Source organism: Natrinema sp. CGMCC1.2065 (assembly GCF_051225675.1).
GTDB lineage: Archaea > Halobacteriota > Halobacteria > Halobacteriales > Natrialbaceae > Natrinema > Natrinema thermotolerans.
In genome coordinates this window covers 47,718-54,888 of record NZ_JBPJSJ010000022.1, presented here as the reverse complement: position 1 = coordinate 54,888, position 7,171 = coordinate 47,718, and the positions used below count along the sequence as shown (strand labels likewise).

The 7,171-nt window shown below is 65.6% G+C and carries 6 protein-coding genes; 2 read left to right on the top strand and 4 right to left on the bottom strand.

Annotated elements, in window-relative coordinates:
- The first annotated feature begins 860 nt into the window (after positions 1–860).
- Positions 861–1,238 (top strand): winged helix-turn-helix domain-containing protein, encoded by a 378-nt coding sequence (locus ACSBP4_RS17450; protein WP_006648663.1) that lies wholly within the window; start codon positions 861–863, stop codon positions 1,236–1,238.
- Positions 1,235–1,531 (top strand): DUF7521 family protein, encoded by a 297-nt coding sequence (locus tag ACSBP4_RS17445; protein WP_006648662.1) that lies wholly within the window; start codon positions 1,235–1,237, stop codon positions 1,529–1,531. The genes ACSBP4_RS17450 and ACSBP4_RS17445 overlap by 4 nt, the downstream gene beginning before the upstream one ends.
- A 196-nt stretch (positions 1,532–1,727) precedes the next feature.
- Here ACSBP4_RS17445 and lpdA read toward each other — a convergent pair whose 3' ends face one another.
- The 4 genes from lpdA to pdhA form a co-directional block, all read right to left on the bottom strand.
- On the bottom strand, positions 1,728–3,197 hold the full coding sequence (gene lpdA, locus ACSBP4_RS17440) for a dihydrolipoyl dehydrogenase (protein ID WP_435552978.1): 1,470 nt from the start codon (positions 3,195–3,197) through the stop codon (positions 1,728–1,730).
- Between the two features lie 62 nt (positions 3,198–3,259).
- Positions 3,260–4,909 (bottom strand): dihydrolipoamide acetyltransferase family protein, encoded by a 1,650-nt coding sequence (locus tag ACSBP4_RS17435; protein WP_435552977.1) that lies wholly within the window; start codon positions 4,907–4,909, stop codon positions 3,260–3,262.
- A gap of 1 nt (position 4,910) precedes the next feature.
- Positions 4,911–5,900: an alpha-ketoacid dehydrogenase subunit beta gene (locus tag ACSBP4_RS17430; protein ID WP_006648659.1), complete on the bottom strand. Its 990-nt coding sequence runs from the start codon at positions 5,898–5,900 to the stop codon at positions 4,911–4,913.
- 3 nt (positions 5,901–5,903) lie between these two features.
- On the bottom strand, positions 5,904–7,013 hold the full coding sequence (pdhA, locus tag ACSBP4_RS17425; protein ID WP_435552976.1) for a pyruvate dehydrogenase (acetyl-transferring) E1 component subunit alpha: 1,110 nt from the start codon (positions 7,011–7,013) through the stop codon (positions 5,904–5,906).
- Between the last annotated feature and the right edge of the window lie 158 nt (positions 7,014–7,171).

Here is a 7,171-nt window from a genome sequence, read left to right as displayed (position 1 = left end):
GGGTCCACGTTCGCTGACGCCGGTCGTCTGACCGATCGAGCGTCACCGAACTACCAAGGCTAACATCAGATCCCATCTGTACGGCGGACCGCAGGGGTGGAATCCTCATTTCCTTCGGACGTATTCGTACACCGCCTGGGGTATATAACCCCTTCGGGTTCGAACCGTCCGATATGACGGACCGATTTGAACGGCCCGTCGATCACATCGTCTTTTGCATTCACATCCGAATGCCCTCGAGCATATAAGGGCGTCGGATCGCGGCCACGCCGGAAACCGCATCCGGCGAGGGCGTGTGCGATCACAACTGAACGCCCGGACACGTATAAGGGCACCGGACTGTCACAGCCGGAAACCGGCTATGACCACGTCTTCAACGGAACCCTCGAGTGTCCATAAGGCCGTCGGAACGAACCGACGAACGTCGAGAGCGGATGTGCAGTTCCTCCGTGCCGGGTAACGGCCGAAGGACGCGGCGGCGAGCGCCGCGTTGTTCGCATTACAATCGAGTGCCCGGGTAGTATATAAGGCCGTCGAACGGTTCCCGCATCGGATCCCGATACCATGGCACGGTTTTCCACGAGAAAAGGGGGACGTGTTGCTATTAAAACACCAGTCGCTCGAGCAGTGCGATGGTCGCCGAGAATGTCACGCGGGCGGAGGTCGGCCGGTCATCCCACCCTCGTAGGGAGTCGGGCCGGATGATACCCGCGTGCGTCGTTCTCGAGCGCGGACGCGCAAGAAGGCTTCGTGTCACCGATCGCTGCCGACCGTTCATGTCAACCAGTATGAACGGGCCGTTCGAGCGGCGCGAGACGCATCGATGCCGATAAACCACGTGCGTCGTAACGTAGGGACGAATGGTCCGGGACCCGTTCGCTTCGGAGTCGACGCCGTCCGCGGAGGAGATCTGCTCTGCGCTGGACGATCCCGACTGCCGTGAGATAATCCGCAACCTCGAGGAACCCATGACTGCATCGGAACTTACGAAGCGGTGTGAGATCCCGCAGTCGACGCTATACCGGAAACTCGAGTTGCTGACCGAGGCGACGCTGCTCGAGGAGTCGACCGAGATTCGACAGGACGGCCACCACGCGAGCAAGTACTCGGTCGCGTTCGACGAGATCACGCTGGGGCTGGACGAGGAGCGGCAGTTGACGGTCGAGATCGAGCGGCCGGCCCGGACCGCCGACGAGCGACTCGCGGAGCTGTGGTCGGAGGTGCGAAAGGAAACATGAACCCGTTCCCTGCCGGTCCGACGGAAACGATGCTCGCACTGGCGGTCGTGAAGACGCTCGTCCTCGTGGTCGGAAGCGTCATCACGTACTTCGCCTTCAAGGCCTATCGACGGACGCGCCAGCCGGCGCTTGGCTATCTCGCGGCCGGGTTCGGGATCGTGACGCTCGGGTTCGTCCTGGCCGGCATGCTGTACGAGGTACTCGGTGTCGCGCTCGTGACGGGGATCTTGCTCGAGAGTTTGCTCGTGTTGATCGGCTTTCTCGTGATCGCGTACTCGATGTACGCACAGTAAGCGGTCGCCGTGAACGGAACGGTCGTGGAGTTCTCGTCCCGGATCCTCGCTCGAGAGGCGTTGCGCTGTCCCAGCAGCACGGAGTTACCACACTGTTGCTGACGGACTCACACGGGGGCCGTCCGTGGTCCGTTGAGAGCAAACCACACTCCGGCGCGCGCGGTGTCCGGGCGGCTAGGTCGGTCGATGGCCGGCGTCACCGATTCAGCGTGTGAATCGCGTGCCCGAGCGCGTTCTCGGCGGCTTCCATCACTGACTCCGAGAGCGTGGGGTGGGTATGGACCGTCGCGGCGACGTCCTCGAGGGTCGCGCCGAGTTCGATCGCGAGGCCGAGTTCGGCGATCAGTTCCGAGGCTTCGGGACCGACGATCGAGGCACCGAGAAGGTAGCCGGATTCCTCGTCGGCAACGACCTTGACGAAGCCGTCCGAGTCGCCGGTCGTCAGCGCGCGACCGCTCGCGCGGAAGGGGAACTGGCCGGTTACGGGTTCGAAGCCGGCCTCGGCGGCCTCGGGTTCGGTCATCCCGACGGTTCCGATTTCGGGGTCGGTGAAGACGGCTGCGGGCATGGCCTGATAGTCGATCGCGGCGGGTTCGCCGGCGATGACCTCGGCCGCGACTTGTCCCTCCGCGCTGCCCTTGTGAGCGAGCATCGGTTCGCCGGCGACGTCGCCGACGGCGAAGATATGCTCGAGGTTCGTGCGTGCGCGCGAATCGGTTTCAACGAAGCCGGCATCGTCGGTCTCGACGCCGGCTTCCTCGAGGTCGAGGGTGTCCGAGACGGGCTGGCGGCCGACGGCGACGAGGACCTTCTCGGTCTCGAGTTCGAGTCGCTCCCCTTCGACGGCGTCGGCGCTCCCACCGTCGGCAGCGGCGTGGTCGGCGGGTTCGGCGACGACGCGGATTCCCCCCTCGTCGTCTCGCTCGTCCCAGTCCGACGCCGTGTACCCGAACTCGAAGTCGATCCCGAGGTCGTTGGCTCGCCCTTTGACGGGGCGTTTGAGATCGTCGTCGTACCCCGGCAGGATCGAGTCGAGCATCTCGATGACGGTCACGTCGGTCCCCAGTTTGGCGAAGACGCCCGCCAGCTCCATCCCGATATAGCCCGCGCCGACGACGACGATCGAGTCCGGCACCGACTCGAGGGCGAGCGCCTGTCTCGAGTCCAGCACGGGCTCGTCGCCGAAGTCGAAATTGGGGATCTCGATGGGGCGGGAGCCGGTCGCGATGACGGCGTGTTCGAACTCCAGGCTCTCCGAGCCCTGGCCCTCGCCGCTGTGGGAGACGCGGGCGGTGTTCTCGCCGGCGAAGCGAGCGGTGCCCTCGAGCAGGGTCACCCCATTGGCCTTGCAGAGCTTTTCGACGCCGCCCGTGAGCTGGTCGACGACGCCGTCTTTCCACGCCATCATCTCGCCGAGGTCGATCTCCGGCTCGGCGTGGATTCCCATCTCCTCGGCGGTCGCGGCGTCGTGAGCCACGTCGGTGGCAGTAATCAGGGCCTTCGACGGGATACAGCCGTAGTTCAGGCAGGTCCCACCGTAGGCGTCCTTCTCGACGAGCGTGACGTCGAGATCGAGCTGTCCCGCGCGGATCGCGGCCACGTAGCCCGCGGGACCCGCGCCGATGACCAGTACGTCCGTGCCGGTGGTGACGTCTCCAACGACCATCAGTTATCGTCCTCCGTCGTGCGTGTGATATGTGCGCTCATGTTCGGTAGTTCCGGCTTCGGTTACTCGAGCAATAGTAGATGCGGGTTCTCGAGGTACTCCATGACGGTGTTCGTAAACTGTGCCCCGACCGCACCGTCGATCAGCCGGTGATCGAACGACAGCGAGAGGGTCATCACGGAACGCGGTTCGATCGACTCGGTGCCGTCCTCGTCGGTGACGACGCGAGGTTTGCGCTTGATCTCCCCGATCGCGAGGATGCCCGCCTCGGGGTAGTTGATGATCGGCGTAGCGTACTCGCCGCCGATGCCGCCGATGTTGGTGATGGTAAACGTCGAGCCCTGCAGTTCGCTGGGACTGATCGTTCGATCGCGGGCCTTCTGGACGACCTCGTTCATCTCCGAGGAGAGTTGCAAGAGCCCCTTCCGATCGGCGTCCTCGATCACCGGGACCATCAGTCCGACGTCGGTCGCGGTCGCGACCCCGATGTTGTAGTAATCGCGGTAGACGATCTCCTCGCTGGCCTCGTCGATGACGGCGTTCATCTCGGGGTATTCGTGCAGCGCCGCGATGACGGCCTTCATGATGAACGGCATGTAGGTCAGCCGGATGCCACGCTCCTCGGCGCGCGGTTTGAGGTCCTCGCGGGCCGCGACGAGTTCGGTCACGTCGACCTCGTCGTGGTGAGTGACGTGGGGCGCGCTGTACTTGGACTCGACCATTGCGTCAGCGATCGTCTTGCGCACACCCGTAAACGGCTCGCGACGTTCGCGCTCGCCCTCGGCGAAGTCAGCGCCCGTCGTCCCGACCGGTTCGCCCGCCTCGACCGCTTCGCGGTCGGCCTCCTGTGCCTGTCGCTGGGCCGCAGCGTACTCACGGACCGCCTCGGGCGTGACAAAGGCCTCGCCGTCGCGCTCCTCGTCAGTCGGGATGGCGTCGATATCGACGCCTTCCTCCTGGGCGATCCGACGGGTTGCGGGCGCTGCCAGCGTTTTGTCGCGGTCGGCGGACTCGACCTGCCCCGGCGTCTCGTGTCGCCGGGCGCTCGAGTCCGCGGTTGCCGTCGCCGCGCTTTCGGTGGCCGTCTCCCCAGTAGTACCGGTCGCGGTCGAATCGGCCGTCTCGGACGCGGCCTCACCTGCCGTCGCGCCGGCGCTCTGGGACTGCGACCCTGCCGTTTCGCCGGCGGACTCGCCGCCTGCCGCGGCCCGCACGTCGTCCGCGGTAATCCGCCCGCCAGGACCGCTCCCCCGAACGCTCGAGAGGTCGATCCCCCGCTCGCGGGCCATGCGGCGGACGCGCGGGGGCGCGAAGACGCGGTCGTCCGGCGGCGCGGCGTCCTCGGCGTCTGCGCCGGTCGCACCGGGGTCGCCGGCGGGTTCGCTCGTCGACGCCTGCTCCGATTCGGGCTGCTCCGTGGCTCCCTCGCTCACGGCGTCGTCGTTCGCGTTTTCCGAGGCGCGTGGCGCCTCGCCCTCCACGTCGAACGAGATGATCACCGTCCCGACCGGGACGACCTCGCCCGCCTCGACGTGTAACTCACGGACCGTGCCGTCGACCGGCGCGGGGACCTCGACGAGGGCCTTGTCGGTCTCGACCTCCGCAACCGGCTGGTCTTCGGTGACCTCGTCGCCCGGTTCGACCAGCCACGAGACCAGTTCGCCCTCTGCGACCCCTTCGCCGACGTCCGGTAGTTCGAACTCCCTGACCATGTTAGAACCCCGCAGCCCGTCGAATGCCGTCCTCGATGCGCGCCGCCTCGGGGAGGTAGTAGTCCTCGAGGGCGTACAGCGGGAACGGGGTATCGAACCCGGTGACTCGTTCGATCGGCGCTTCCTGATACAGCAGCGACTCTTCCTGTAAGGTGGCGGTGATCTCCGCGCCCAGCCCGCCGGTCTTCGGGGCCTCGTGGACGACCGCCGCGCGGCCGGTCTTCTCGAAGGACTCGACGATCGTCTCCTCGTCCAGCGGCGACAGCGTCCGTAAGTCGACGACCTCGGCGTCGATCCCCTCTTCGGCGAGGTTCTCGGCGGCCTCGAGGGTCGGTCTGGTCATCGCGCCCCACGTATAGACCGAGACGTCCGACCCCTCGCGGCGGACGGCCGCCTCGCCGAGCGGTACCTCGTAGGATTCGTTCGGGACGTCGTCGCGGAACGCCCGATAGATCAGCTTCGGCTCGAGGAACATCACCGGATCCGGACTTCGGATCGCGCTGATCAACAGCCCCTTGGTGTCGTAGGGGGTCGAGGGAACGACGACTTTGAGCCCGGGCTGGTGGACGAACATCGCCTCGGTCGACTCGGAGTGGTGTTCCGGGGCGCGGATGCCGCCGCCGTAGGGGGCCCGGATCACCATCGGACACGTGAATCGCCCGCGCGAGCGCGTTCGCAGGCGCGCCGCGTGCGAGACGATCTGGTCGAATCCAGGATAGATAAAGCCCAGGAACTGGATTTCGGGGACCGGCCGCATCCCGTAGGCGGCCATCCCGATCGCTGTGCCGATGATGCCCGATTCGGCCAGCGGAGTGTCGACGACCCGGTCGTCACCGAATTCGTCGTAGAGCCCCTCGGTCGCGCGGAAGACGCCGCCGTTTTTCCCGACGTCTTCGCCCATGACGATGACGTCGTCGTCGCGTTCCATCTCGGTGTGTAGTCCGTCTCGAACCGCCTGTACCAGCGTCAGACTCTCTGATTCTGCTGCCATGTGTTAGCCCTCCAAGAGCGCGTCGTCGCCGTGTTCCTCGCGAATCGATTCGAAGTACTCGAGTTGCCGTTGCAGCCGTCGGGGCATCCCCTCGTAGACGTGGGCGAAGATCTCCTCGGGGTCGGGCCGGTCGAACGACTCGGCCCCCTCGATGGCGTCGGCCACGTCGTCCTCGATCCGGTCCTCGATCGCGTCGACTCGCTCGTCATCGAGGATCCCGGTCGAGCGCAGATACGTCTCGAGACGCGGGATGGGATCCTTCTGTTTCCAGCGTTCGACCTCCTCGTCGGTGCGGTAGACGGAGGGGTCGTCGGCAGTGGTGTGGGCACCGAACCGGTACTGGACCGCTTCGATCAGCGTCGGTCGCAGTTCGTCCGCATCGGGGTCTTTGGCCTTTTCGACGGCCTCCTTGGTGACCTTGTAGACCGCCAGCGGATCCATGCCGTCGACCTGGACCCCGTCGAAGCCGTAGGCGGTGGCCTTCTGGGCGAGGGTATCGCTCGCGGTCTGGCGCTCCCGGGGCACGGAGATCGCCCACTGGTTGTTGTTACAGAAAAAGACCGACGGCGTGTCGAAGACGCCGGCGAAGTTCAGCCCCTCGTGGAAGTCACCCTCCGAGGTCGCGCCGTCGCCGAAGTAACAGACGAAGGCCTTCTCCTCGCCCTTGAGCTTCGAGGCCCAGGCCGCGCCGGTCGCGTGGGGGATCTGGGTCGCGATGGGGACCGCGACCGAGAACATGTTGACGTCCTCGGGGATGTAGTTGCCCCGCTCGTGGCCCATCCAGTACAACAGGGTACGCTCGAGGGAGAGACCGCGAACCAGGCCGACGCCGTGTTCGCGGTAGCTAGGGAAGACCCAGTCGCCGTCGGCGAGCGCGTGAGCGCTGCCGACCTGTGCGGCCTCCTGCCCCGACAGGGGCGGATACGTCCCCATTCGGCCCTGGCGTTGGAGACTGACGGCCCGCTCGTCGAATCGCCGTACGAGCCGCATCTGCTCGTACATCTCGACGAGTTCGTCCTCGGAGAGGTCGGGTACGTCGGCGTCGTCGAGGACGCGGCCGGTGTCGTCGAGAATCTGTACTCGCTCACGGGGATCGCGTTGTATCGTACTCACAGGAAGACCCACCTGTACATACCCTACTGAACTATCGCTCAAGGTAAAGGAGTTTCCCAAAATACGTTACTGTTGGTGTGATTCTTGCCGAGCGGTCGGCGAATCACCGTCCGATACCGAACAGTGTCGGACGAAAACGACCGAATTAGGTCATTTCT

Coding starts and splice junctions, on each gene's coding strand:
- ACSBP4_RS17445 (WP_006648662.1), top strand. CDS start 1,235: ATGAACCCGTTCCCTGCCGGTCCGACGGAAACGATGCTCGCACTGGCG.
- ACSBP4_RS17430 (WP_006648659.1), bottom strand. CDS start 5,900: ATGGCAGCAGAATCAGAGAGTCTGACGCTGGTACAGGCGGTTCGAGAC.
- ACSBP4_RS17435 (WP_435552977.1), bottom strand. CDS start 4,909: ATGGTCAGGGAGTTCGAACTACCGGACGTCGGCGAAGGGGTCGCAGAG.
- lpdA (WP_435552978.1), bottom strand. CDS start 3,197: ATGGTCGTTGGAGACGTCACCACCGGCACGGACGTACTGGTCATCGGC.
- ACSBP4_RS17450 (WP_006648663.1), top strand. CDS start 861: ATGGTCCGGGACCCGTTCGCTTCGGAGTCGACGCCGTCCGCGGAGGAG.